The following is a 23,607-nucleotide window of genomic DNA, read 5'->3' as shown; positions in this document are numbered from 1 at the left end:
GGGGGAGCCGGTACTCGCTGCGGCGGGTGACGACGCGAGTGCGGTGGTCGAGATAGACCCGCAGCATTTCTCGCAGACCCAGCGTCTGCGGCTGCCCGTCGACGAGCGCGACGTTGTTGATGCCGAACGAGTCCTCCAGCGGGGTGAGCCGGTAGAGGTGCTCCAGGACCGCGGTCGCGTCGAACCCGGTCTTGATACCGATGACGAGGCGCAGCCCGTGCGTGCGGTCGCTGAGGTCGGTGACGTCCGCGATGCCCGCGAGCTTCTTCGACTGAACGGCATCCTTGATCTTCTCGATCACCCGCTCGGGGCCGACCAGGTACGGCAGCTCCGTAATCACGATGCCGGTGCGGCGGGGACCGAGCGACTCGATCGATGCCTTCGCCCGCGTGCGGAACGAACCGCGGCCGTTCGTGTAGGCGTCCTTGATGCCGTCGAGACCGACGATGATGCCGCCCGTGGGCAGGTCGGGTCCGGGAACGAACTCCATGAGCTCGTCGACCGTGGCATCCGGGTTCTGCAGGAGGTGCGTCGCCGCGCCCACGACCTCGATGAGGTTGTGGGGGGCCATGTTCGTCGCCATGCCGACCGCGATACCGGTCGCGCCGTTCACCAGCAGGTTCGGGAAGGCCGCGGGCAGCACGTCGGGCTGCTGGAACTGTCCGTCGTAGTTGGGCACGAAGTCGACGACGTCCTCGTCGAGGTTCTCCGTGAGCGCGAGGGCGGGCGGGGCGAGCCGCGCCTCGGTGTAGCGGGGGGCGGCGGGTCCGTCGTCGAGCGACCCGAAGTTGCCGTGACCGTCGATGAGCGGCACGCGCAAGGAGAAGTGCTGCGCGAGCCGCACGAGAGCGTCGTAGATCGGGGCGTCGCCGTGAGGGTGCAGCTTGCCCATCACCTCGCCGACCACGCGCGCGCTCTTGACGTGCCCGCGGTCGGGCCGGAGTCCCATCTCCGCCATCTGGTAGAGAATGCGACGCTGGACCGGCTTCAGCCCGTCGCGGGCGTCGGGCAGCGCTCGTGAGTAGATGACCGAGTAGGCGTACTCGAGGAACGACCCCTGCATCTCGGCCGAGACATCGACGTCTTCGATGCGCTCGGGTGCGGGGGAAGCGGCGGAGGAACGGGAATCGGGCATAGGTGCGGGCCTCGGGTCGGGCGGGCGTCGATCTCGACGGGGGCGGAAGGTCGTGTGGAAGACTGGCCCCGATGTCTTCCAGCCTACCGGCGGGCCCGCCGCGCGCCCGGAGCCTCACCGGTGTGGTGACCGAGGCGATCGCCGCCCTCGATGGGCGGTCGGACTCGTTGGCGCCCGCTCGCAGTGCCGTGGTGTTCGTCATCGACGGTCTCGGTGCGCACAACCTCGCCGAACGTCGCGGACACGCCCGATTCCTCGGCTCCGCCGGTTCGCGCCGCGACATCGCTCGCACGGTGTTCCCCTCCACGACCGCCGCCGCGCTCACCAGCCTGCTCACCGGTACCGAACCGGGACAGCACGGGATCGTCGGGTACCGCACGCGCATCCCCGGCACCGACATCGCCGCCAATCAGCTGCACGGCTGGGAGACCGACGGCCTCGACCCCCGCCGCTGGCAGCGCAGCACGCCGCTCTTCGAGGCCGAGGCGGAGCGCGGGCGCCCGGTCTTCGTCGTCTCGCGTCCCGACTACACCGGCACCGGCTTCACCGCGGCGACGCTCCGCGGCGCGGAGTTCGTGTCGGCCGCCGACGTGCGTGAGCGCGCCGCCATCGCCGCCGACCTCGCCGCCCGGCATCCCGGTGCCCTCGTCTACCTCTACACGCCCGACCTCGACACCGCCGGTCACCGTGACGGGTGGGAATCCGACCGGTGGACCGACGCCCTCGAACGCGTCGACGCCGCCGCGCGCGACCTCGCGGGAGCCATCGACGCCGGCACGGGTGTCCTCGTCACCGCCGACCACGGCATGGTGGACGTTCCCGCCCACAAGCACGTGCTGCTCGGCCACGGCGACGCTCTCGTCGACGGCGTCGAGATCGTCGGCGGCGAGCCCCGCATGCTGCACCTGTACACCGCGCCCGGAGAAGCGGATGCCGTGGCGTCACGGTGGCGCGAGCGAGAGAAGGCGCGGGCGTGGGTCCTGACGCGCGAGGAAGCGATCGCGGAGGGTCTGTTCGGCGCCGTCGCCCCCGGGGTGCGGGAGCGCATCGGCGACGTTCTCGTCGCCGCGCGGGGCCGCTTCGCCTACTACGACGACCGCGAGAGCGACAAACGCCCGCAGCGCATGGTCGGACAGCACGGGTCGCTCACCGACGAGGAGCGCACGGTGCCGCTGCTGCGGCTCGGCGCCTTCGCCTGACGACGACGCGTCAGCTCTCGTCGGTGCGGGCTCCGAACACGATCTCGTCCCACGACGGCATCGACGGGCGCCCCTTCGCGCGGCGACCGGATTCGCTGGATGCCGTGGGAGCCGGGGTGCGCTCGGGTTCGGGCTCGGCCTCGAACTCGTCCGATTCGTACCCGGGCTCGAGGGCGTCGAAGAGCGCCACCGGCGCGCTGGGGGTGCGCGGCTCGGGCTCCGGCGCCTCGGCGGTGCCGGGCAGCGGTTCGCGCTGGCCGCGACGGCGCCGCAGGGCCTCGAGGAGGTCGGCGGTCTCGGACGAGGTCACCGGGGCGTCGGGCGCGCGCTTGATCGCCGCGGCCTGCACCGCGGCGGTCACGGGTCCGGTCGCCTCGACGCCCGGCTCATCCTCGATGTCGAGACGGCGGGGTCCGAAAGCGCCGCTGTCGAAGCGCGAGTCGTCCTTGGGGAGGGGGGTGTCGAGTGCACGCAGGCGCGGGATCAGGCCCTCCGGGAGCGATCCCTGGCGCGAGAGCTGGATGGCATCGGAGTTCTGCGGCGACAGGGTGCTGCGGCGCGGATCGAAGCCCCAGCGGGCGTCGTGGTCGATGCCGTTCGCCGTGAACTCGAGCTTGATCATCCAGCCCGACGAGTCCTTCCAACTCGTCCACCGCTCCGACGACGCGCCCGCCTCCAAGAGCTTCGCGCGCACCGCCGTGCCGAAGGTGACCGGGCCGTCGTGCTCGAGAGCGCCGCCGAGCAGCACGGGGACGGCGAGAGCCTGAGCGACGACGTGTTCCCGCTCCGCGAGAACGGGTCCTTCGAAACGTTCGACGTCCTCGACGCGGGCGTTCAACAGGGTCGCGACCTCGCGCGCCGAGAGTCCGGCGCGGATATGGGCCTGGATGTCGCGGGGACTCGGACGGGGTGCGCGCTCGTCGTCGTGCTCGCGCCCACGGCGCGCACGGCGCGCCTCCGCGCGCAGCACCTCGTCGAGCGGCAGGGCGAATCGTTCGCCCGTCTCGGTCGCGACGACGAGGACGTCATCCTCGGTTCCGATGACTTTGAGCTGTTCCATGCGAAACACCCCTCCGATCTGCGGTCGACGCCCATGCTGACACGGCCCCGGGGTCGGAGCCGGGAATAACGCGGGCGCGCCGCGAGTTTGACGCGTCGCAGCCCCCGTACTCCCCGAGAAGCGCATTTGCTTATCGAGGTCGGGTCATGCAAACTATGGCCGCCCGTTCGGGCGATGCACCACGAAAAACCGGAAGTAGAGACCCTCACGCATGGCCACCGATTACGACGCACCCCGCAAGACCGAGGACGACAGCGAGTCGATCGAGGCCCTGAAGGAGCGCGTCCCCGACAAGACCTCGGGGTCGATCGACAGCGAGGATGCCGACAACCCCTCGGGCTTCGAACTCCCCGGCGCCGACCTGTCCGACATCGAACTCGATGTCGTCGTGCTGCCCCCTCAGGAAGACGAGTTCACCTGCATGAACTGCTTCCTGGTGAAGCACCGCTCGCAGATCGCCGAGGAGAGCGGCACCGGCTTCATCTGCCTGGAGTGCGCAGCCTGACCTGAGCGCGCTGGATCGCCGCGACGAGGCGGTCCGGCGTCCGGGTGGAGACCACCCACATCGGAGTCGGATCCTCGGGATCGGTCACGGGTACCGTGACGATCCCGTCGATCCCGCCCCGGATCACATGCCAGGCCCGCCGGTCGAGACCACTCCCGCGGGCCGTTCGCGCCTCGTCCGCCACCACCCCGGCGGGCACCCCCAGATACTCGACGGGGATGTGCGCCCGCCCGGCGCGCAGTTCCCCGTCGCGCACCTCGACGACCGGCGACAGGGCGACGAGACCCGCGACGATCCCCACGGCCACGACGAGCCCCACGACGAGAGCGAACGTCGTGTCGATGGGGGAGAAGACCAGGGCCGCCATCGGGCCGCAGACGGCCGCGGCGACGAGCGCCCACAGCGACGGGCTCAGGCGTTCGCGGTACTCGATTCCGGTGCGGATGCCGCACCCCCTCTTCTGCATTACCCTCGTGGGGTGACCGAAACGGTGGACGTCCTCATTGTCGCATCCGAGCCTCCGGTCTTCGCCCACCCCGGCGACGCCGGGGCCGACCTCGTGGCCGCGGAAGCGGTGCGTCTCGAGCCCGGTCAGCGCGCTCTTGTCGGCACCGGCGTCCGCATCGCCCTGCCCGAGGGACACGCCGCGTTCGTGGTGCCCCGCAGCGGTCTCGCCGCGAAGCACGGCATCACGATCGTCAACTCTCCCGGCACGATCGACGCGGGCTACCGCGGTGAGATCAAGGTGGCCCTCCTCAACACCGACCTCGACGAGGCCTACGAGATCGCGGTCGGCGACCGCATCGCGCAGCTGATCGTCCTGCCCGTTCCGCCCGTGCGCTTCATCCCCGTCGACGAACTCCCCGCCAGCGTGCGCGGAGAAGGCGGCTTCGGATCCAGCGGCTACCAGACCCCTGCAGGGAGCACCCGATGACCGAAGAGTCCGACCAGCCCACCGAGGCCGCACCGCCCGTCAAGAGCGGCCCGGTGGACCGCGAGACCTCCGGTCCGTTCGACGAGGCCGAGGCGAATGCCGTCCGCCCCTACATCGACCTGGGCGGCATCAAGATCCTCCCGCGCGAGGGCCTGAACCTGCGCCTCGAGGTCGAGGAGCAGACGAAGCGGATCGTCGCCGTCGGCCTCGATTACGCCGACTCCACGCTGCAGGTGCAGCCGTTCGCGGCACCGCGCACCAGCGGCCTGTGGGAAGAGACCCGCGACCAGATCCGCCAGCAGGTCAAGCAGCAGGGCGGACGCGTCGAGGAGCGCGAGGGTCCCCTCGGCCCCGAGTTGCTCGCGGAGGTGCCGGTCGTGGCCGGAGCGGACGGCGCCACCCAGCGCCTGGCCCGATTCGTGGGTGTCGACGGACCGCGCTGGTTCCTGCGCGGTGTCATCGGCGGAGCCGCGACCTCCGACATCGAGGCCGCCGCGGCGGTCGAAGACCTCTTCCGGTCGATCGTCGTCGTCCGCGGCGGTTCGCCGATGCCGCCGCGTGATCTGATCCCCCTGCGGATGCCGACCGCCCCCGGCGCGTCATGACCGATTCCGCGCGCCCCGACGAGGGCGACCGCGTTCCGCTCGAGCCTCCCTCCGCGGCCGACAGTGTCTCGGCCGCTCTCGGGGGCGCGGCACGGCGCGCGGGACTCGACCCGTCACAGCACGCATCGACCGGCGCGGCCGTGTGGGCGGCGATGGGCGGGGTGCGCGGCATCCTGGAATCGGTCCTGCCGTCGCTGGCGTTCGTCGTGCTGTTCACGCTGACGAACGACCCCGAGACGCGGCAGGGGAACCTCCCGCTGAGCCTCGGCGTCTCGGTGGGGCTCGCCCTCGTCTTCACGATCGCGCGCCTGATCGCGAAGTCGCCGCCGAGCGCGGCGATCGGCGGACTCGTCGCGACCGTCGCGGCGGCGCTCCTGGCCCTGTTCACGGGCCGCGGACAGGACAACTTCGTCTTCGGCTTCTTCACCAACGGCGCGTACGGGGCCGCGTTCCTCGTCTCCGTCCTCGTCGGCTGGCCGCTGATCGGCCTCATCGCGGGCTACCTGGTCGGCGAGGGGACCGCCTGGCGCCGCGACAAGCGCAAGCGACGCGTCTACGCGCTGCTGTCCCTGGGCTGGGCCGGTCTGTTCGCGGCGCGCTTGATCGTGCAGTTGCCGCTGTATTTCGCGGGCGATGTCACCGCCCTCGGCACCCTCAAGATCGTCATGGGCCTGCCGCTGTTCGCGCCGATGCTCGCGGTGACATGGCTCGCCGTCCGCGCTCTCTCCCCGCGGCGCGAGGCCTGATATATTTATCTTGATATCAAGATAAATCTCGCTTTCCCGCGGTTAGGTCGGCCTTCCTGGCATCCTCCGCACCGCGAGGGGAAGATGAGAAGGCGGGCCGACGCCTGCGCAAACGCCGACGAAGGAGACGATCGTGTCCACGGTTGACAGCTTCGGTGCCAAGAGCACCCTGACGGTCGGCAGCACCGACTACGAGATCTTCCGCATCGACACCGTCGCCGGGTACGAGAAGCTCCCGTTCAGCCTCAAGGTGCTGCTCGAGAACCTGCTCCGCACCGAGGACGGTGCCAACGTCACCGCGGAGCAGATCCGCGCCCTCGGGTCGTGGAACCCGGATGCCGAGCCCGACACCGAGATCCAGTTCACGCCCGCCCGCGTCGTGATGCAGGACTTCACCGGCGTCCCCTGCATCGTCGACCTCGCCACCATGCGCGAGGCCGTCACCGCCCTCGGCGGCGACCCGAACCGGATCAACCCGCTCTCCCCGGCCGAGATGGTCATCGACCACTCGGTCATCGCCGATCTCTTCGGCAGCGAGAACGCGCTCGAGCGCAACGTCGAGATCGAGTACGAGCGCAACGGTGAGCGCTACCAGTTCCTGCGCTGGGGCCAGACGGCGTTCGACGACTTCAAGGTGGTCCCGCCGGGCACCGGCATCGTCCACCAGGTGAACATCGAGCACCTCGCCAAGGTCGTCTACGACCGCACCGTCGACGGCGTCCTGCGCGCCTACCCCGACACGTGCGTCGGCACCGACTCGCACACGACGATGGTCAACGGCCTGGGCGTCCTCGGCTGGGGCGTCGGCGGCATCGAGGCCGAGGCCGCGATGCTCGGCCAGCCCGTGTCGATGCTCATCCCGCGCGTCGTCGGCTTCAAGCTCAGCGGCGAGATCCCCGCCGGTGTCACGGCGACCGACGTCGTCCTCACCATCACCGACATGCTGCGCAAGCACGGCGTCGTCGGCAAGTTCGTCGAGTTCTTCGGCGAGGGCGTGGCATCCGTCCCGCTCGCCAACCGCGCCACCATCGGCAACATGAGCCCCGAGTTCGGCTCGACCGCGGCGATGTTCCCGATCGACGACGTCACGCTCGAGTACCTCCGCCTGACCGGGCGCGACGAGCAGACCGTCGCCCTGGTCGAGGCGTACGCCAAGGAGCAGAAGCTCTGGCACGACCCGGCTCGCGAGCTGGTCTTCAGCGAGTACATGGAGCTCGACCTTTCGACCGTCGTCCCCTCGATCGCCGGCCCGAAGCGCCCGCAGGACCGCATTCTGCTGTCCGAGGCGAAGACGCAGTTCGAGAAGGACATCCTGAACTACGCCGGGACGTCGACCTCCGATTCGGTCGTCGACCTCGAGCTCGACGGCACCTTCCCGGCATCCGACCCCGGTTCCGTGCCCGGCGAGGAGGCCGCCGAGGTGGCCGAGCCCGAGGTGCTCATCTCCTCCGGTCACCCCGCCAACGCGTCGAAGCCCATCAAGGTCACCACGCCCGAGGGGCAGTCCTACCTGCTGGACAACGGCGCGGTCACCCTCGCCGCGATCACCTCGTGCACCAACACCTCGAACCCCTCGGTCATGATCGCCGCGGGCCTGCTCGCGAAGAACGCCGTCGACAAGGGTCTCAAGCGCAAGCCGTGGGTGAAGACGACGCTCGGACCCGGCTCGAAAGTCGTCACCGACTACTACGAGAAGTCGGGCCTCGACAAGGCGCTCGAGGGCCTCGACTTCTACACCGTCGGCTACGGCTGCACCATCTGCATCGGAAACTCCGGGCCCCTCATCGAGGAGGTCTCCGAGGCGATCAACGAGAACGACCTCGCCGTCACGGCGGTCCTCTCGGGCAACCGCAACTTCGAGGGTCGCATCAGCCCCGACGTGAAGATGAACTACCTGGCATCCCCGCCGCTCGTGGTCGCCTACGCTCTCGCCGGGTCGATGAACTTCGACTTCGAGACCGATGCCCTCGGCAAGGACCAGAACGGCAACGACGTCTTCCTAAAGGACATCTGGCCCGCCCCCGACCAGGTGCAGTCGATCATCGACGCGTCGATCTCGCGCGAGCAGTTCATCCAGCAGTACGCCACCGTGTTCGAGGGCGACGAGCGCTGGAAGAACCTGCCGACCCCGACCGGTCCGATCTTCGAGTGGGATGCCGACTCCACCTACGTTCGCAAGGCACCGTACTTCGACGGCATGTCGATGGAGCCGTCGCCGGTCTCCGACATCACCGGTGCGCGCGTGATGGCGACGCTCGGCGACTCGGTCACGACGGACCACATCAGCCCGGCCGGCAACATCAAGGCGGGCACCCCCGCCGCGCAGTACCTCACCGAGCACGGGGTCGCGCAGAAGGACTTCAACTCCTACGGCTCGCGCCGCGGCAACCACGAGGTCATGATCCGCGGCACGTTCGCGAACATCCGGCTGAAGAACGAGCTCACGGCAGCGGTCAACGACGGCAAGGTCGTCGAGGGCGGGTACACCCGCGACTTCACGCAGCCCGGCGGACCGCAGTCGTACATCTTCGACGCCAGCCAGAACTACCAGGCGCAGGGCACCCCGCTGGTCATCTTCGGCGGCAAGGAGTACGGCTCGGGATCGTCCCGCGACTGGGCGGCCAAGGGCACGAACCTCCTCGGCGTGAAGGCCGTCATCACCGAGAGCTTCGAGCGCATCCACCGCTCGAACCTCATCGGCATGGGTGTCGTCCCGCTGCAGTTCCCCGTGGGCGAGAGCTGGAAGTCGCTGGGCCTCGACGGCACCGAGATCGTCTCGATCGAGGGCCTCGAGCAGCTCAACGAGGGCGTGACGCCCAAGACGGTGAAGGTCACCGCCGAGCCGAGCGAGTTCTCGCCCGAGGGCAAGCAGACCGTGACGTTCGACGCCGTGGTCCGCATCGACACCCCCGGTGAGGCCGACTACTACCGCAACGGCGGCATCCTGCAGTACGTGCTGCGTTCGCTCGTCTGATCCCCGCCGACAGCGCCCCGGGAGCCACGGCCCCCGGGGCGCTGTCGTTTCCTGCCGCGTGAGCCGGGCGCAAGCCGTTGCCGAGCCTGTCGCACCCCCCGAGACTAGAATCGACAGACGCGCGGAGCTCCGCGCGCACCGCACGAGAGGAGTCGTATGGCTCTCCTACCCGGCATCAACGGTCCCCGTGACCTCGACGGTCTCACCCTCGATCAGCTGCCGCAGCTCGCGGCCGAGATCCGTTCGTTCCTCGTCGAGAACGTCGCCCGCACCGGCGGGCACCTCGGCCCCAACCTCGGCGTCGTCGAGCTGACGATCGCCCTGCACCGCGTCTTCGACTCCCCGGCCGACCCGATCATCTTCGACACCGGCCACCAGTCGTACGTGCACAAGATCCTGACCGGACGACAGGACTTCGCGAACCTGCGATCGCGCGGGGGCCTCGCCGGCTACCCGCAGCGCTCCGAGAGCGAGCACGACATCGTCGAGTCCTCGCACGCCTCGAGCTCGCTGAGCTGGGCCGACGGTGTCTCCCGGGCGTTCTCGCGCACCGGACGCAACGATCGTCACGTCATCGCCGTCGTCGGCGACGGTGCCCTCACGGGCGGCATGACGTGGGAGGCGCTGAACAACATCAGCGACGACAACGACCGCAACCTGGTGATCGTCGTGAACGATAATGGCCGGTCGTACGCGCCCACCATCGGCGGAATGGCGCGCTATCTCAACCGGGTGCGCACGAACGAGGCGTACCGCCACCTGCACCGCAGTTCCGACACGCTCTTCCGGCGTCTCGGGCCCGCGGCGCGCGCCGTGTACCGGGGCGTCCGCGGCGGCACGCACGGATTCCTCTCGCGCTTCACCAACAACGAGGCGCTCTACAGCAACCTCGACATCAAGTACCTCGGTCCCATCGACGGGCACGACTTCGAGACGCTGATCGAGACGCTCGAGCTCGCCAAGTCGTACGGTGCGCCCGTGATCGTCCATGCGATCACCGACAAGGGCAGCGGCTACGCCCCGGCGCTCAGCGACACGGCCGACCAGTTCCACGCGGTCGGCAAGATCGACCCCATCACGGGCGAGGCGCTGGCTTCCGGCGGTGGCACCCAGTGGACCGACGTCTTCGCCGAGGAGCTCACCGCGGTGGGCGCCGAGCGAGACGACGTCATCGCGATGACCGCCGCGATGCTGCGGCCGACCGGTCTGCAGTCCTTTGCGGAGCGATTCCCCGAACGCGTCTACGACGTCGGTATCGCCGAGCAGCACGCCGTCGCCTCCGCCGCGGGCCTGGCCTTCGGCGGGCTGCACCCGGTCGTCGCCATCTACGCGACGTTCATGAACCGCGCGTTCGACCAGGTCATGATGGATGTCGCCCTGCACAAGGCCGGCGTCACGTTCGTCCTCGATCGCGCCGGTGTGACGGGCCCCGACGGCCCCAGCCACCACGGCATCTGGGACCTGGCGATGCTGCAGCTGGTCCCCGGCATCCGGATCGCCGCTCCTCGCGACGCCGCGCGGCTCCGCGAGGAGTTCCGCGAGGCCGTCGCCGTCGACGACGCGCCCACCGTCGTCCGGTACCCGAAGGGCGGTGTTCCGGCCGACCTCGAGGCGATCGAACGCCTGCCCGACGGAGTGGACGTCCTGGCGCGCGGTTCGTCCGACGACGTGCTCCTCGTCGGTATCGGTCCGATGGTCCACCTCGCGATGGAGGTCGCCGAGCGCCTGCGCGCGCAGGGGATCGGTGCGACCGTGGTCGACCCGCGCTGGGCCATCCCCGTGCAGCCGTCCATCGTCGACCTCGCGCGCGAGCATCGCCTCGTGATCACGATCGAGGACGGCATCCGCGTCGGTGGCGTCGGGACGCGCGTCCGTCAGGTTCTGCGCGAGGCCGGGGTCGACACCGCCGTCGACGAGCTCGGTATCCCGGACGAGTTCATCGATCACGCCACCCGCGAGCAGATCCTGGAGGATGCCGGGCTCACGGCATCCAAGATCGCCCATGACGTGGTGGCCCAGGTCCTCGGGACGCGCATCCCCATGGCCCGGCAGACCGAGCCGGTGTGGCTGCCCGACGCGCGCGTGCGCGACGACGCCGAGCGCTGACACAGGTTCCCAGAACAGGGGACGCGCCAAGAACAGGCCGATATCCACCGATTCGGCCTGTTCTCGGTGCGGAGCCTGTTCTCAGCGCAGGCCCGCACGCACGCGAACGGCGCCGCCCCCCGCGGGGGACGGCGCCGTTCTCGTCGGTTCAGGCGCCGATGCCCCGGATCGGCGGGTGATGGAACGTGTCGCCGAAGGCGCGCTCGGACGCCCCCTCCCGGTCGAGGTACGGCGAGGCGCCGCCGTCGATGAAGGGCCAGCCGGCGCCGAGGATGAGACACAGGTCGATGTCCTGCACCTCCGGGACCACACCCTCGTCGAGCATGATCTTGATCTCCTGCGCGAGGCCGTCCTGCACCCGGGCGAGGATCGTCTCGTCGGCGACCGGGGTCTTGCCGGTGACGAGCACCTTTTGCGCCGCCTTGGTCCAGCCGGTCACCCGACCGCCCTTGTCCTTCTCGACGACCTCGGGCAGGGCCGCGAGCTCGTGGAAGTTCTCCGAGGCGAAGAAGCGGTCGGGGAAGGCGTGCGCCATCGTGTCCTGCACGTGCGCGGCGACCTTCCACCCGACCAGGTCGATGAGCTGGAACGGCCCCATCGGCAGCCCGAGCGGCGCGAACGCCTTCTCGACGACCGTGATCGGCGTGCCCTCGTACACGGCCCGCGCGGCCTCACCCATGACCTTGGCCAGCAGGCGGTTCACGACGAAGCCGGGCGCGTCGGCCGTGAGCACGGCGTTCTTCCCCAGCCCCTTGGCCACGACGAACGCCGTCGACAGCGCGGCGTCGGAGGTGGCATCCGTCTTGACGATCTCGATAAGCGGCATGACCGCGACCGGGTTGAAGAAGTGGAAGCCGACGAGCCGCTCGGGGTGCTCGAGCGCCGACCCGATCTCGGCGACCGACAGCGACGAGGTGTTCGTCGCGAGGATCGTGTCGTCCGAGACGATCTTCTCGATCGCGGAGAAGACCTCCTGCTTCACGCCCACCTCTTCGAAGACGGCCTCGATGACGAAGTCGCAGTCGGCGAACTCGCCGCGGTCGGTCGTGCCGTGCACGAGCGCGCGCAGCTGGTTCGCGGTGTCGGCGTCGAGCCGGCCCTTCGCCTCGAGCTTGCCGATCTCTTCCCGGATGGATGCCACGCCCTTGTCGACGCGTCCTTGATCGAGGTCCGTGATGACGACGGGGACCCGCAGCTTCCGCACGAACAGCAGCGCGAACTGGGAGGCCATGAGGCCCGCGCCGATCACGCCGACCTTCGTGACCTTCTTCGCGAGCGCCTTGTCGGGAGCCCCGACGGGTCGCTTCGCGCGCTTCTGCACGAGGTCGAAGGCATACATGGATGCCGCGAACTGGTCGCCCGCGATGAGGTCGGCGAGAGCATCGTCCTCGCGCGCGAACCCCTCGGCCTTCGTGCCGCTCTTGGCCTTGTCGAGCAGGTCGAGCGCGACGTAGGGGGAGCGGGGGACGGTGCCGATCTTGGACTCGAGCATGCCGCGCGCGACCTTGATCGCGATGGGCCACTTCGTGAGGCGCTCGATCCTGCCGGGCTCGTTCTTCCGCTCGACCTTGACGCGACCGGTGAGCACCCCATCGGCCCAGCGCAGCGAATCCTCGAGGTAGGAGGCCGCCGGGAAGATGGCATCCATGATCCCGAGGTCGAAAGCCTGCTGGGGCTTGAGCATTCGGTTCTGCTTGAGGGGGTTGGACACCACGACCTCGAGCGCGTTCTCGATTCCGATGAGGTTCGGCAGCAGGTACGCGCCACCCCACCCGGGGATGATGCCGAGGAACACCTCGGGCAGCGCGATCGCGGCGGCCGACGCGTCGACCGTGCGGTACGTCGAGTTCAGCGCGATCTCGAGTCCGCCGCCGAGGGCGAGGCCGTTGACGAACGCGAACGACGGGATGCCGAGCTCGGACAGCGAGCCGAGCACCTGGTGCCCGCGCTGGGCGATGAGGCGCGCGATGTCCTTGGACGGGAGGTTCGCGACCTCGGACAGGTCGGCACCGGCCGCGAGGATGTACTGCTTGCCGGTGATCGCGACCGCGTGGATCTCGCCCTTCGCGCCCCGCTGCTTCAGCGTCTCGAGCGTGCGGCCGAGCTCCGCGAGCGTCGCCGGACCCAGGGTGTTGGGCCGTGTGTGGTCGCGCCCGTTGTCGAGCGTGACGAGCGCGAGGACGTTGCCCGAGGGCAGGCGCACGTCGCGGACGGGGGAGTGCGTCACCACCTCGTCGGCGCTGAGGCCGTCGAGGGGGGAAAAGTCGATCGAGGTGTAGTCGGTCACTTGCGCTTCTTCTTTCCGTCGAAGAACGGGTTCTCCCAGATCACCGAGCCGCCCTGGCCGAGACCGACGCACATGGCCGTCAGGCCGTAGCGCACGTCGGGACGCTCGGCGAAGTGCGCGGCGAGCTGGATCATGAGGCGGACGCCGGATGCCGCGAGCGGGTGGCCGACGGCGATCGCGCCGCCCCACGGGTTCACGCGCGGGTCGTCGTCGGCGATGCCGAAGTGATCCAGCAGCGAGATGACCTGGATCGCGAACGCCTCGTTGAGCTCGAACAGACCGATGTCGTCGATCGTGAGTCCGGCCTTCTTCAGCGCCTTCTCGGTCGAGGGGATCGGGCCGATGCCCATGATCTCGGGCTGCACCCCGGCGAACGCGAATGAGACCATGCGCATCTTCGGCGCGAGACCGAACTCCTTCACGGCGCCGGAGCCCGCGAGCAGGCTGATCGTCGCACCGTCGGTGAGGGGCGAGGACGTGCCGGCGGTGACGCGCCCATGCGGACGGAACGGCGTCTTCAGGGATGCCAGTCCCTCGAGGGTCGTCTCGGGGCGGCGCCCCTCGTCCTCCGTGGCGAGGCCCCAGGCACCCTCGGCATCCTTCACTGCGACGGGCACGAGGTCGGGCTGGATCTTGCCCGCCTCGTAGGCCGCCTGCACCTTGTGCTGGCTCGCCATGCCGAACCGGTCGGCACGCTCCTTCGTCAGGTGCGGGAACCGGTCGTGGATGCGCTCGGCCGTCACGCCCATGTTCAGCGCGCCGGGGTCGACGAGTTTCTCGGCGACGAACCGCGGATTGGGGTCGGCGTTGCCGCCGATGGGATGGTGGCCCATGTGCTCGACGCCGCCCGCGAGGGCGAGGTCGTACATGCCGACGCCGATCGAGGCCCCCATCGTGGTGACGCTGGTCATCGCGCCGGCGCACATGCGCTCGACCGCGAGACCGGGCACCGTCATCGGGAGTCCCGCGAGGATCGCCGCCGTGCGCCCGAGGGTGAGGCCCTGGTCACCGGTCTGCGACGTCGCGGCGATGGCCACGTCGTCGATCCGGTCCTTCGGCACCTCGCCGTTGCGCTCCATCAACCCGATGATCGCCTTGACGACGAGGTCGTCCGCGCGGGTGTTCCAGTACATGCCCTTCTCGCCGGCGCGCCCGAAAGGGGTACGCATACCGTCGACGAAGAAGACGTCCGACATCTCGGCCACTCTGCCTCCATTGTTTGGGATGCAGCCAGCCTAGGAAACGCGCCGCAGCGCGAGGAATCGGTTGTCCGAACCTACGAAGCGGGTTCCGGCTCGTCGGGATCGGCGTTGAGGGAAGCTACAAAGCTATCGGCGATCACCTGTGCAGTCTGGTCAATCTGCCAGGGGCGCGCGCCGAGCTCGGCGAGGGCTGCGGAGATCGATTCAGCCGTGACCTCCGCCGGGGGAGTCCACGCCACTCGCCGCAACGTCTCGGGGGTGAGGAGGTTCTCGGTCGGCATCCGCATCTCTTCGGCCCGCGCCTCGACGGCCGGTCGGGCCGCCTTCAGGCGACGATCGGCCTCGGGGTTGCGATCGACCCACGCGCGAGGCGGCGGCAGCGTGTCGCTCGGGACCCGGTCGGGCGGGAGGTCCGTGGCCTCGCGTCCGGCCACGATCGCGTTCCACCAGCGGTCCAGTTGCGTGCGGCTCGCGCGCCCGTTGAACTCCTTGATGCCGGCCAGGGCCTGCTTTGTCTGCGGGTCGGCGAGCACGGCGGCGACGAGGGCACGGTCGGGCACGAGACGGCCGGGGGCGACGTCCTGCTCACGGGCGTAGTCCTCACGTGCCTGCCAGAGCGACCGGGCGACCGCGAGCGAGCGACGACCGCGCACGGTGTGCAGCCCGCTGAGGCGACGCCACGGGTCGTCGCGCGGCGGCTTCGGCAGCCGCTCGAGCACCGCCTGGAACTCCTGCCGCGCGAACTCCGTCTTGTCCTGCTCGTCGAGCTCGGCCGCGAGCTTGTCGCGCACGTCGACGAGGTGCTCCACGTCGAGCGCGGCGTACTCGAGCCACGACGCCGGCAACGGACGCGTCGACCAGTCGGCCGCGGAGTGCGCCTTGGCGAGCGTGATGCCGAGGGTCTCCTCGACGACGGCGCCGAGGCCCACCCGCTCGTGACCGAGCAGGCGCGCACCGAGCTCGGTGTCGAAGATCTCGCGCGGCTCGAGTCCGCGCTCGCGCAGCGACGGAAGGTCCTGGCTCGCCGCGTGGAAGACCCACTCGACCTCGCCGATCGCCTCCTGCAGCGGCGAGAAGTCCTCGATCGTCGAGGGGTCGAACAGGAAGACCCCGGTCTCGCGACGGAAGACCTGGATGAGGTAGGCGCGCTGCGAGTACCGGAAACCCGAGGCTCGTTCGACGTCGACGGCCACGGGACCGATCCCGGATGCCAGCGACTGCGACGCCGCGGCAAGGCCCGCGGCATCCTCGATGACGGTGTACTCAACCACGCGGGGGCCTCCGGGCTCCGAGGACCGCAACTCCCTCGGACCCCGGGGGGAGTCCGGCGAGCATGCAGACCAGTTCGGCCCACGCCTCCAGGTGCGGGCGAAAGGGACCGCGCGGCGACCACGACGCGCGGAGTTCGATCTGTGACCCCTCGCCCTGCGCCGCGAGCGCGCCGAAGCCGGTCGACAGCGTCTTGGTCGCCGTCCCCGACTCGGAGTGGCGGTCCGCGCCGCGGGAATCGAGCGCGTCGATGAGCCAGGACCACGCCACGTCGGCGAGGAGCGGGTCGATCCCGATCTCGGGTTCGAGCGGCGCCTGCGCGAAGCACACCACGCGCCACGCTCCGCCCCAGGCCTCGGGTTCCTCCGGATCGTGCAGGAGGATGAAGCGCCCCGTCCCGAAGGGCGAGTCCGTCGCGTGGGCCTCGGGCCGCACGTCACCCGCCAGAGCCAACGCGTGCGGCGCCAGGCCCGAAGGCGAGGGGATCACGCGCACCACGAGATCGTCGCGGAACTCGGTCGCGCGCAACTCGTCGGCCGCCCGGGCGAAGGGGGTTGCCGCCTCGGGTGAGCGGGGGTCAGTCACGGCCACAGACTAGAGTGAGGCCTCGATGAACGCTCCCAGGCGCGCCGCGAGGCGCCGTGCCCCGCACCCCGCGGCCGCACCGGCGCGGATCGTCCTCACCGCGCTCACCGCCGCCCTGGGATTCAGCGCGACCGCGCTCGCCGCGGTCTCGTTGCGCATGGCGCGTACCGTGGTCACCCCGGCGGGACGCGTCCCGGACGTGCAGCTGCTCGCCCTCGACGCGGCGGCCCAGACCGTGACGCTCGGCCGTACCGACGACACCGTGCTGCCCGGGCGGTACGGACTGTTCACCACCGGCACCCTGGACTACCTGCGGCTCGGGTCGGTCGTCAAGGACGACGACGGGAGCGTCACGCGGAAGCTCCTCACGCACGTCCCCGCCGACGCACAGCTCGCCCCCGCCGCCGCGTTCAGCGGCTGGTACTACGACAAGCCCGACGACCTGCAGCTCCCGTTTCGCACCGCGCTCATCGGCACCCCCGTCGGCCCGTGCCCGGCGTGGGAGTTTCCCGCCGCGGTCGACAGCGACGTGTGGGTCATCCAGATCCACGGTCGCGGCACCACGCGGTCCGAGACGCTGCGCGCGGTGCCGGTCTTCCACGACCTGGGCATCACGAGCCTCGTCGTGTCCTATCGCAACGACGGCGAAGCCCCGCGGAGCCGAACCGGCACGTACGCCCTCGGCGCGACCGAATGGCGCGACGTCGACGCGGCGATCGGCTACGCCCGTCGACAGGGCGCCCGCCGCATACTCCTGATGGGGTGGTCGATGGGCGGGGCGATCGCGCTGCAGACCGAGTTCTCGTCGCCCCACCGCGACGTCATCGCCGGACTCGTCCTGGAGTCACCGGTCGCGGACTGGCGCACGGTCCTGCGTTACCAGGGCGGCCTGATGCGCCTTCCCGCTCCCGTGCTCGGGTTCGCCGAGCAGATCCTCGACTCCGACTGGGGTGCCGTCCTCACCGGGAGCGGTTCCGCCATCCCGCTCGACCGCCTCGACGCCGTCGCGCGCGCTGCCGAGCTGCGGCATCCCGTGCTCCTCCTCCATAGCGACGACGACGGGTTCGTCCCGAGTGACGCGTCGCACGCCCTCGCCGCCGCGCGACCGGACCTCGTTCAGATGGAGACCTTCGCCGTCGCCCGCCACACGAAGCTGTGGAACTACGACGAGGAACGCTGGACGCGTGCGATCCAGGACTGGGTGCGCGCGCACGGACTCACGACGGTCGCGTAGCGCGTCAGACGCCGCTCTTGGCGCGCACCTGGCGTTTGGCGCGCATGAGCATTCCCGTCATGCCCGCGATCCGCAGCGGACTCACCGCGCGGGTCAGGCCGATGCTCTGGGGGAAGTCGTCCGGCACCGCGAGCACTTCGTCGACGGACAACCCCGTCAACCCCTGCGCGAGGATGCTGGCGAACCCGCGGGTCGTGGGCGCCTCCGCGGGCGCTGTCGCGTGCATCGCCACGCGCCCCGCGGTGTCGACGTCCACCACGATGTACACCGGCGACTGGCACTCGGCCACGCGCTCGCACATCTCGGGGTGATCGGCGTACTCGGCGGGGACGTCGGGCAGCTCCTGCGAGAACTCGAGCAGCAGCTGCAGGCGATCGGGTTCGTCAAGCTCGAGGAACTCGTCGCGGATCTCGGCGAGGCGGGCGGGAAGGGTGGTCTCGGACATCACGGCCATCCTCCCACGCCCACCGACACGCGGCTCAGCGACCGGGCACCTCGCCGGGCTCCGCGCCCGAGACGATCGGCACCCGGACGGCGCTGCCCCACTCGGTCCACGATCCGTCGTAGTTGCGGACGTCGTCGAAGCCGAGGAGGTGCTTCAGCACGAACCAGGTGTGGCTGGAGCGCTCACCGATGCGGCAGTACGCCACGATCTTGTCGCCGTCCTTCAGCCCCGCGCCCTCGCGGTAGATGGCATCCAGTTCCTCGCGCGACTTGAAGCCGCCGTCCTCCGCGACGGCCTTGGCCCACGGCACGCTCTGCGCGCTCGGGATGTGACCGGCGCGCAGCGCACCCTCTTCGGGGTAGGCCGGGGCCGAGGTGCGCTCGCCCGAGTACTCCTCGGGGGAGCGGACGTCGATGAGCGGGTTGCCGAGGTGAGCGAGGACGTCTTCCTTATACGCACGGATAGGGGCGTCGTCGCGCTCGACGATCGGGTACTCGGTCGCCTCGCGCTCGGTGCGGTCCGTGGTGAACGGACGGCCCTCGGCGATCCACTTGTCGCGGCCGCCGTCGAGGAGCCGCACGTCCTCGTGCCCGAAGAGCGAGAACACCCACAGGGCATAGGCGGCCCACCAGTTGTTCTTGTCGCCGTAGATGACCACGGTGTCGTCGCGCGAGATGCCCTTGCGGCTCAGCAGCTCCGCGAAGCCCTCGCCATCGACGTAGTCGCGGACCACGGGGTCGTTGAGCTCGGTGTGCCAGTCGACCTTGACCGCTCCGGGAATGTGCCCGGTCTCGTAGAGCAGGACGTCCTCGTCGGATTCCACGACGACCAGACCCGGCTGGCCGAGGCGTTCCTGCAGCCACTCGCCCGTGACGAGGCGGCCGGGTTCGGCGTACGCGGCGAACTTGGGGGAGGTGGTGTCGAACTCGACGGTCACGGTGTCTCCTCGGTCGGGGTGGGGGAGCGGGCGGCGTAGGGTGGACACCGCACCTTCGACCCTAGGACCGCCGCGTCGAAGCAGGCACCTTCCCGTAAGACTGCGACACAGGACGGCCATGACCTCAACGCCCGCGACGACCGGTGTCGTGCACCTCCTCGACCGCGAGCCGGCCATCTCGGGGGCGGAGATGGTGAGCGCGCTCGTGCCGCCTCCGCAGTTCGACGGCGCGACCTTCGAGTCGTACCGGGCGGATGCCGCGTACCCCTCGCAGAAGGAGGCCAAGGAGTCGCTGCAGGTCTTCGCGAGCGGGCAGAGCGCCCCGGCGAAGAAGGGCGGCTTCTTCCGCCGTGCCGAGAAGGCGCCGCCGGTCAAGCCCGGCGTGTACCTGGACGGTGGATTCGGCGTCGGCAAGACCCACCTGCTCGCCGCGATCTACCACGCGATGCCGGCCCGCCGGAAGTACTTCGGCTCCTTCATCGAGTACACCGCGCTCGTCGGCGTCCTCGGCTACGCCAAGGCCGTGGAGCTGTTCCGCGGCTCCGACCTCCTCTGCATCGACGAGTTCGAACTGGACGACCCGGGCGACACGATGGTCATGACCCGCCTCCTCGGCGAGCTCGTGGCATCCGGGACCCGTCTCGCGGCGACCTCGAACACGCCGCCGAACGCGCTCGGCGAGGGTCGCTTCGCCGCCCAGGACTTCCTGCGCGAGATCCAGTCGATGGCCGACAGCTTCCGCACGATCCGCATCGACGGCACCGACTTCCGTCAGCGCGCGATCGATGGCGAGGCCCGTGTCCTCTCCGACGCGGAGTACGCGGAGGCGATTCAGGATGCCGCTGCCCGCGGCGTCGCGACCGACGACGAGTTCATCGGGGTCGTGGGGCACCTCGCGCGCGTGCACCCGTCGCGTTTCATCCGCCTCATCGACGGCGTCGACACCATCGGATTGCGCGACGTGCGGGTGCTGCACGACCAGTCGGCCGCGCTGCGACTCGTCGCCTTCGTCGACCGCGCATACGACGCGCAGATCCCGATCCGAGCCACCGGGGTTCCGCTGAACACGGTGTTCGCGGACGAGATGCTCGCGGGCGGCTACCGCAAGAAGTACCTGCGCGCCGTGTCACGTCTCGTGGCCCTCACGCACTCCTGACGCAGCGTTTCATCGCCGGTTCGCGGCACCGCGAAACGCGATGTTTACACGGTCTCGTTCGCTGTAACGCGTTCGAAACACGAGTCGAACGCCGATGGAAACCGGGGCTGGGAACACTGGGGGGACCCGACGCTACACCTGCGTCCCTGCAGAGAGGTTCTCTTCGAGATGGATCAAGGCAACACCGCATTCATCCTGATAGCAGCGGCACTCGTGCTGCTCATGACGCCAGGACTCGCGTTCTTCTACGGCGGACTCGTCAAGGCCAAGAGCGTCATCAGCATGATGATGATGAGCTTCGGCGCCATGGGACTCATCGGAGTCCTGTGGGTGCTGTACGGCTACGCGATCGCCTTCCCCGCCACGGAGGAGGGCACCACCCAGTTCCCCTGGGCGATCGACTTCAATGAGCTCGGCCTGTCCGGCGTGCTCGAGACCCCGGAGGGCGCGGCCTACCCGCCGCTCGCCTTCGTCGCCTTCCAGGCCACGTTCGCGATCATCACCGTCGCACTCGTCTCCGGCGCCATCGCCGACCGCGCCAAGTTCGGTTCGTGGATGGTCTTCGCGTTCCTGTGGTCGACGATCGTCTACTTCCCCGTCGCCAGCTGGGTCTTCAACTTCGGCCTCGCCGACGACGCCTCGTTCTCGTACGGCGGCTGGATCACCCACGGCATGCAGGAAGTCTTCGGCGTCGGCGCGATCGACTTCGCCGGTGGAACCGCGGTCCACATCAACGCCGGTGCCGCAGCCCTCGCCCTCGCCCTGGTGCTCGGCAAGCGCGTCGGCTTCCAGAAGGGCGCGCACGTCCCCCACAACCCGCCGTTCGTCCTCCTGGGCGCGGGCCTGCTGTGGTTCGGCTGGTTCGGCTTCAACGCCGGTTCGGAGCTCGCTGCGGACGGCACCGCCGCCCTCGCCTTCGTCAACACGATCGCCGCTCCCGCCGCGGCCCTGCTGGCCTGGCTGATCGTCGAGAAGATCAAGGACGGCAAGCCCACCTCGGTCGGTGCCGCCTCGGGCGCCGTCGCGGGTCTCGTCGCCATCACCCCGGCGTGCGCGTCGCTGACGCCGTTCTGGGCCATCGTGCTCGGCCTCGTCGCCGGTGCCGTCTGCGCCCTGGCGATCGAGCTCAAGTTCAAGCTGGGCTTCGACGACTCGCTCGACGTGGTCGGCATCCACCTCGTCGGTGGTCTCATCGGAACCCTGTACCTCGGCATCTTCGCCAACGGCACGGGCCTCATCTACAGCGGCGAGCTCACCCAGCTCCTCGTGCAGGCCATCGCCGCCTTCGCGGTGCTGATCTACTCGTTCGTGCTCGCCTACGTCATCGGCTTCGCGATCGAGAAGACGATGGGCTTCCGCGTGAAGAACGAGGACGAGGTCGCCGGCATCGACACGGTCGTGCACGGCGAGGAAGGCTACGTCCTCACCGACAGCCGCGGCTGACGCGTCACCCGACCGACGGGGCGTCACGGATTCGTCCGTGGCGCCCCGTTCGTCGTGTGCAGGGGGCCGGTCACGCTGTGCATAGGGTGTGGCTATGGGAACCGCCTCGCGCCTCGTCTCCGCCCTCCTGCGGGCCTTCCGACCGACCGCCCCGGCTGGGCCCGCGCGCGCCGGCACGGCGACGGTCAGGCCCGGCGCCGACGCCGGTGAGACCGCCACGATCGAGGTCGCACCCCCGCGCCGGCTCACGCTGTCGTACGCGCCGGAACGCGACGGTGCCCCTGACGGCGGCGAGATCGTCTGGACCTGGGTGCCGTACGAAGAGCGCGACGGACGCGGCAAGGACCGCCCCGTGCTCGTCATCGGACGAGCGGATGCCACTCGCTCCTACGCCGTGCGCCTGACCAGCAAGCCGCACGCCGGCGACCGCGACTACCTGGCGCTCGGCACGGGGGAGTGGGACCCGCAGCGGCGCCCGTCGTGGGTCGACATCGAGCAGCTCTACCTCGTGCACGACGCCGGCACGCGCCGCGAGGCCGCGGCTCTGGACCGCCGCCGCTTCGACGCCGTGGCATCCGCGCTCCGCGCCCGGTACGGCTGGGCGTAGGGCAGGGCCCGTCTCGCGGGCTCCTCAGGATCCGTCGCAGTTGTTCCTCAGCCACGCGGTGATGTCGTCGGTGGCAGAGTCGACGATGTCCGAGATCGACCCCTGCGGCGTGGACGTGGGGGTCGGGGTCGCCTTCTGCGGCAGTTCCGGCGCCCCCGATTCGGTGGCCGTCGGCGTCGGCGTAGGCGACGCGTCGACCTGCGACGCGAGGCGCTCGATCGCGGTCTCGACGGACCGGTAGGCGCCGCTCAACGACGACGGGGCGAGCGACCTCATCTCGTCGAGTCTCTCGAGGATGGCCTCCCCGCCGTCCCGGTCGACCCCGATCTCGACGGATCCCCTGATCGTGCGCAGCGTGATCAGATCATCGGCGATCGCGGTGCAGGCTTGCGCCAGGTCGTCGTAGCCGCCCGGCCCGGTAGTGCGGGTCGGCGACGGCGACGGAGCGGGGGATGCCGAGGGAGCGGGTCCGCATCCGGAGAGCGACAGCGTCACGGTGACGACCGCCAGAGCGAGCATCCGTCGCCTAGGCTCAGAGCCGTGCGGGGACAGACGCCGAACCGATCGACCGGAGGGGCGCGCCCTCACACGACCACTCTCCTGTCGTCCGGTCCCGTGATTCGCGTCATCGTCATCTCCGCCCGCCTCGCCGCGCTCGTCACGACCGGATGGGCGCTGATCTCGCGCGCCGACTGCGTCTTCGCCACCCAAACCTGTCGAGCCACCAATCTCCTCAGCTACTTCACCATTCAATCGAACATCGCGTTCGCTCTTCTGACCACCCTCCTGATCATCCGGGCAATCCTCCGAGTCCGTGAACGAGCCTGGCTCACGACGCTCCGCGTGATCATCACGAGCTACCTGATCATCTCCGGTGCGACCTTCGCGATTCTGATGGAGACGGCGGGGCTGAGCGACCTGCCGTTCCTCGTCCCGCTGTCGTCCCGGATCCTGCACTTCGTCGTACCCGTCTACGCGATCATCGACTTCCTGTTCCTCCCCGGGCGACTCCGATTACCTCTTCGGGTGTCTTTGTGGACGCTCGTCTACCCGTTCGCATACGCCATCCTGACCGTTGTGCGTGGGCAGGCGCTGAACTGGTACCCGTACGTCTTCTTCGACCCCGAGTGGGTCGGGAGCTACGCCGGCGTCGTCGCATACGCCGCCCTGTTGGCGGG

Annotated in this window: 22 protein-coding genes; 12 read left to right on the top strand and 10 right to left on the bottom strand. The window is 69.9% G+C overall.

Features of this window, described 5'->3' with window-relative positions:
- The coding region (locus D8Y23_RS12725) for a DNA gyrase subunit A (RefSeq protein WP_275087510.1) at window positions 1-1,135 on the bottom strand (1,135 nt) is incomplete at its 3' end.
- A gap of 71 nt (window positions 1,136-1,206) precedes the next feature.
- Here D8Y23_RS12725 and D8Y23_RS12720 point away from each other — a divergent pair.
- Window positions 1,207-2,334 carry an alkaline phosphatase family protein gene (locus tag D8Y23_RS12720; protein ID WP_128218499.1) on the top strand — a complete coding sequence of 376 codons (1,128 nt, stop codon included), beginning with the start codon at window positions 1,207-1,209 and terminating at the stop codon, window positions 2,332-2,334.
- Between the two features lie 10 nt (window positions 2,335-2,344).
- On the opposite strand, the gene sepH is transcribed toward D8Y23_RS12720, so the two are convergent.
- The gene (sepH, locus tag D8Y23_RS12715) at window positions 2,345-3,394 is read right to left on the bottom strand and encodes a septation protein SepH (protein ID WP_128218498.1); all 1,050 of its coding nucleotides are present in this window, start codon (window positions 3,392-3,394) and stop codon (window positions 2,345-2,347) included.
- A gap of 211 nt (window positions 3,395-3,605) precedes the next feature.
- Here sepH and D8Y23_RS12710 point away from each other — a divergent pair, with 211 nt between their 5' ends.
- Window positions 3,606-3,899 (top strand): DUF4193 domain-containing protein, encoded by a 294-nt coding sequence (locus D8Y23_RS12710; RefSeq protein WP_128218497.1) that lies wholly within the window; start codon window positions 3,606-3,608, stop codon window positions 3,897-3,899.
- Here the strand turns inward: D8Y23_RS12710 and D8Y23_RS12705 are convergent.
- The gene (locus tag D8Y23_RS12705) at window positions 3,874-4,365 is read right to left on the bottom strand and encodes a DUF3093 domain-containing protein (protein WP_128218496.1); all 492 of its coding nucleotides are present in this window, start codon (window positions 4,363-4,365) and stop codon (window positions 3,874-3,876) included. The genes D8Y23_RS12710 and D8Y23_RS12705 overlap by 26 nt on opposite strands.
- A gap of 12 nt (window positions 4,366-4,377) precedes the next feature.
- Here D8Y23_RS12705 and dut point away from each other — a divergent pair, with 12 nt between their 5' ends.
- The 5 genes from dut to dxs all read left to right on the top strand — a co-directional run bounded on the left by dut (window position 4,378) and on the right by dxs (window position 11,264).
- Window positions 4,378-4,833: a dUTP diphosphatase gene (gene dut / locus D8Y23_RS12700; RefSeq protein ID WP_205797154.1), complete on the top strand. Its 456-nt coding sequence runs from the start codon at window positions 4,378-4,380 to the stop codon at window positions 4,831-4,833.
- Window positions 4,830-5,438 (top strand): DUF3710 domain-containing protein, encoded by a 609-nt coding sequence (locus D8Y23_RS12695; RefSeq protein ID WP_128218495.1) that lies wholly within the window; start codon window positions 4,830-4,832, stop codon window positions 5,436-5,438. The genes dut and D8Y23_RS12695 overlap by 4 nt, the downstream gene beginning before the upstream one ends.
- A complete protein-coding gene (locus tag D8Y23_RS12690; protein ID WP_128218494.1) occupies window positions 5,435-6,184 on the top strand; it encodes a DUF3159 domain-containing protein in 750 nt (249 codons plus the stop codon). The genes D8Y23_RS12695 and D8Y23_RS12690 overlap by 4 nt, the downstream gene beginning before the upstream one ends.
- A 133-nt stretch (window positions 6,185-6,317) precedes the next feature.
- Window positions 6,318-9,158 (top strand): aconitate hydratase, encoded by a 2,841-nt coding sequence (locus D8Y23_RS12685; protein WP_128218493.1) that lies wholly within the window; start codon window positions 6,318-6,320, stop codon window positions 9,156-9,158.
- 156 nt (window positions 9,159-9,314) lie between these two features.
- Window positions 9,315-11,264 (top strand): 1-deoxy-D-xylulose-5-phosphate synthase, encoded by a 1,950-nt coding sequence (gene dxs, locus D8Y23_RS12680; RefSeq protein ID WP_128218492.1) that lies wholly within the window; start codon window positions 9,315-9,317, stop codon window positions 11,262-11,264.
- A 148-nt stretch (window positions 11,265-11,412) separates the two neighbouring features.
- On the opposite strand, the gene D8Y23_RS12675 is transcribed toward dxs, so the two are convergent.
- From D8Y23_RS12675 to D8Y23_RS12660, 4 genes are all read right to left on the bottom strand, one after another.
- A complete protein-coding gene (locus D8Y23_RS12675; RefSeq protein WP_128218491.1) occupies window positions 11,413-13,551 on the bottom strand; it encodes a 3-hydroxyacyl-CoA dehydrogenase NAD-binding domain-containing protein in 2,139 nt (712 codons plus the stop codon).
- Complete coding sequence (locus D8Y23_RS12670) at window positions 13,548-14,756, bottom strand: thiolase family protein (RefSeq protein WP_128218490.1); 1,209 nt, start codon at window positions 14,754-14,756, stop codon at window positions 13,548-13,550. The genes D8Y23_RS12675 and D8Y23_RS12670 overlap by 4 nt, the downstream gene beginning before the upstream one ends.
- A gap of 71 nt (window positions 14,757-14,827) precedes the next feature.
- Entirely contained in the window at window positions 14,828-16,024 is a 1,197-nt protein-coding gene (locus tag D8Y23_RS12665) for a ribonuclease D (protein ID WP_128218489.1), read from the bottom strand.
- Complete coding sequence (locus D8Y23_RS12660; protein WP_164878232.1) at window positions 16,017-16,607, bottom strand: DUF3000 domain-containing protein; 591 nt, start codon at window positions 16,605-16,607, stop codon at window positions 16,017-16,019. The genes D8Y23_RS12665 and D8Y23_RS12660 overlap by 8 nt, the downstream gene beginning before the upstream one ends.
- A gap of 25 nt (window positions 16,608-16,632) precedes the next feature.
- On the opposite strand from D8Y23_RS12660, the gene D8Y23_RS12655 reads away from it, so the two are divergent.
- Window positions 16,633-17,841 (top strand): alpha/beta hydrolase family protein, encoded by a 1,209-nt coding sequence (locus D8Y23_RS12655; protein ID WP_128218487.1) that lies wholly within the window; start codon window positions 16,633-16,635, stop codon window positions 17,839-17,841.
- A gap of 4 nt (window positions 17,842-17,845) precedes the next feature.
- Here D8Y23_RS12655 and D8Y23_RS12650 read toward each other — a convergent pair whose 3' ends face one another.
- Both D8Y23_RS12650 and D8Y23_RS12645 read right to left on the bottom strand, forming a co-directional pair.
- Window positions 17,846-18,286 (bottom strand): SufE family protein, encoded by a 441-nt coding sequence (locus tag D8Y23_RS12650; protein WP_128218486.1) that lies wholly within the window; start codon window positions 18,284-18,286, stop codon window positions 17,846-17,848.
- Between the two features lie 34 nt (window positions 18,287-18,320).
- Window positions 18,321-19,223: a sulfurtransferase gene (locus D8Y23_RS12645; protein WP_128218485.1), complete on the bottom strand. Its 903-nt coding sequence runs from the start codon at window positions 19,221-19,223 to the stop codon at window positions 18,321-18,323.
- Between the two features lie 118 nt (window positions 19,224-19,341).
- Here D8Y23_RS12645 and zapE point away from each other — a divergent pair, with 118 nt between their 5' ends.
- The 3 genes from zapE to D8Y23_RS12630 all read left to right on the top strand — a co-directional run bounded on the left by zapE (window position 19,342) and on the right by D8Y23_RS12630 (window position 22,429).
- Window positions 19,342-20,379, top strand: coding sequence for a cell division protein ZapE (zapE, locus tag D8Y23_RS12640; RefSeq protein ID WP_128218484.1), 1,038 nt, complete (start codon window positions 19,342-19,344; stop codon window positions 20,377-20,379).
- Between the two features lie 168 nt (window positions 20,380-20,547).
- Complete coding sequence (locus tag D8Y23_RS12635; RefSeq protein WP_128218483.1) at window positions 20,548-21,822, top strand: ammonium transporter; 1,275 nt, start codon at window positions 20,548-20,550, stop codon at window positions 21,820-21,822.
- Window positions 21,823-21,916: 94 nt separating this feature from the next.
- The gene (locus D8Y23_RS12630; RefSeq protein WP_128218482.1) at window positions 21,917-22,429 is read left to right on the top strand and encodes a type II toxin-antitoxin system PemK/MazF family toxin; all 513 of its coding nucleotides are present in this window, start codon (window positions 21,917-21,919) and stop codon (window positions 22,427-22,429) included.
- 24 nt (window positions 22,430-22,453) lie between these two features.
- On the opposite strand, the gene D8Y23_RS12625 is transcribed toward D8Y23_RS12630, so the two are convergent.
- A complete protein-coding gene (locus D8Y23_RS12625) occupies window positions 22,454-22,948 on the bottom strand; it encodes a hypothetical protein (RefSeq protein WP_128218481.1) in 495 nt (164 codons plus the stop codon).
- 96 nt (window positions 22,949-23,044) lie between these two features.
- Between D8Y23_RS12625 and D8Y23_RS12620 the strand changes: the two genes are divergently transcribed.
- The coding region (locus D8Y23_RS12620; protein WP_128218480.1) for a Pr6Pr family membrane protein at window positions 23,045-23,607 on the top strand (563 nt) is incomplete at its 3' end.

The organism is Microbacterium enclense (assembly GCF_004022425.1).
In the GTDB taxonomy this organism is placed as follows: domain Bacteria; phylum Actinomycetota; class Actinomycetes; order Actinomycetales; family Microbacteriaceae; genus Microbacterium; species Microbacterium enclense_A.
The sequence above is the reverse complement of the archived record's forward strand: the minus strand, read 5'-3'. Positions and strand labels throughout refer to the sequence as shown.

Bases quoted from the DNA above. Each gene is read 5' to 3' on its own strand.
- D8Y23_RS12695 (WP_128218495.1), top strand. From the start codon at position 4,830: ATGACCGAAGAGTCCGACCAGCCCACCGAGGCCGCACCGCCCGTCAAG.
- dxs (WP_128218492.1), top strand. From the start codon at position 9,315: ATGGCTCTCCTACCCGGCATCAACGGTCCCCGTGACCTCGACGGTCTC.
- D8Y23_RS12705 (WP_128218496.1), bottom strand. From the start codon at position 4,365: ATGCAGAAGAGGGGGTGCGGCATCCGCACCGGAATCGAGTACCGCGAA.
- D8Y23_RS12635 (WP_128218483.1), top strand. From the start codon at position 20,548: ATGGATCAAGGCAACACCGCATTCATCCTGATAGCAGCGGCACTCGTG.
- D8Y23_RS12690 (WP_128218494.1), top strand. From the start codon at position 5,435: ATGACCGATTCCGCGCGCCCCGACGAGGGCGACCGCGTTCCGCTCGAG.
- D8Y23_RS12655 (WP_128218487.1), top strand. From the start codon at position 16,633: ATGAACGCTCCCAGGCGCGCCGCGAGGCGCCGTGCCCCGCACCCCGCG.
- zapE (WP_128218484.1), top strand. From the start codon at position 19,342: ATGACCTCAACGCCCGCGACGACCGGTGTCGTGCACCTCCTCGACCGC.
- D8Y23_RS12650 (WP_128218486.1), bottom strand. From the start codon at position 18,286: ATGTCCGAGACCACCCTTCCCGCCCGCCTCGCCGAGATCCGCGACGAG.
- D8Y23_RS12720 (WP_128218499.1), top strand. From the start codon at position 1,207: ATGTCTTCCAGCCTACCGGCGGGCCCGCCGCGCGCCCGGAGCCTCACC.
- D8Y23_RS12630 (WP_128218482.1), top strand. From the start codon at position 21,917: ATGGGAACCGCCTCGCGCCTCGTCTCCGCCCTCCTGCGGGCCTTCCGA.
- D8Y23_RS12625 (WP_128218481.1), bottom strand. From the start codon at position 22,948: ATGCTCGCTCTGGCGGTCGTCACCGTGACGCTGTCGCTCTCCGGATGC.
- D8Y23_RS12710 (WP_128218497.1), top strand. From the start codon at position 3,606: ATGGCCACCGATTACGACGCACCCCGCAAGACCGAGGACGACAGCGAG.
- sepH (WP_128218498.1), bottom strand. From the start codon at position 3,394: ATGGAACAGCTCAAAGTCATCGGAACCGAGGATGACGTCCTCGTCGTC.